The organism is Oleiphilus sp. HI0079, assembly GCF_001635105.1.
On the sequence record NZ_LWFT01001393.1, the window covers coordinates 1 to 762 of the forward strand.

Here is a 762-nt window from a genome sequence, read left to right on the forward strand (position 1 = left end):
TAGTTGATCGCTTCCATGCGGTATTCATAGTCAGAGCTTTCGCCAATCCGGGCACGACCAATAGTGTCTCCAGGTTGAATGCCCAGCTCTTCTGTTAGAGGACCTAAAAATGCCGCAAACACGTCAATTTGCAAGGCATTGCTGCTCGAAACGATTGAGCGAAGTGTATCGTCTACGAGTGTGTCAAAAACAATAGGGCGCGCGCCATCCAGTTCGGCACGCTGATTGATACGTTCGACCACTTCTTTTGCTTTCTCAACGGAGTCTACGTAGGGCAAGGTCTCTTTTTCGAATCGAATTGTATCGAAGCGTTTTAAAAGGCTCAGGCCGAGGGCTTCGCTGGTGATCCCTGTTCCGTCTGAGATAAAAAAAGCTGTTCGCTTATCTGTCATAATTTATAAATACCTTGTTATATTTATGCGCTAGTTTGCTAAGTTTTGCTTATACAAGTGATTCAAGATGTCTACTAAATTAAGCTAGCATAAAGTGTTATTATGCGCACCTTATTAAGTCGGCCGAATTCTCGGCTGGCAGTACCGTTTCAGAGGAGTTTCGCCTTGCAGGAATATATCGTTTGGTTTGACCAACTTGGGATGAATGACGTTGATCGGGTCGGTGGCAAAAATGCCTCGCTCGGCGAGATGATCGCGAATCTTGGTTCGACTGGTGTGCGTGTGCCGGGGGGCTTTGCAACCACCGCCTATGCGTTCAACGAGTTTTTGCGAAGTGATGGTTTGGCAGATCGTATTCATAGTCGCCTTG

At 46.7% G+C, this 762-nt stretch carries 2 protein-coding genes; one reads left to right on the forward strand and one right to left on the reverse strand.

What is annotated here, in order from left to right; translation table 11 throughout:
• The coding region (locus tag A3750_RS24000; protein WP_197475287.1) for a kinase/pyrophosphorylase at positions 1–392 on the reverse strand (392 nt) is incomplete at its 3' end.
• Between the two features lie 165 nt (positions 393–557).
• On the opposite strand from A3750_RS24000, the gene A3750_RS24005 reads away from it, so the two are divergent.
• Positions 558–762 (forward strand): PEP/pyruvate-binding domain-containing protein (locus tag A3750_RS24005; protein WP_156498907.1); only part of this gene is annotated, 205 nt, incomplete at its 3' end.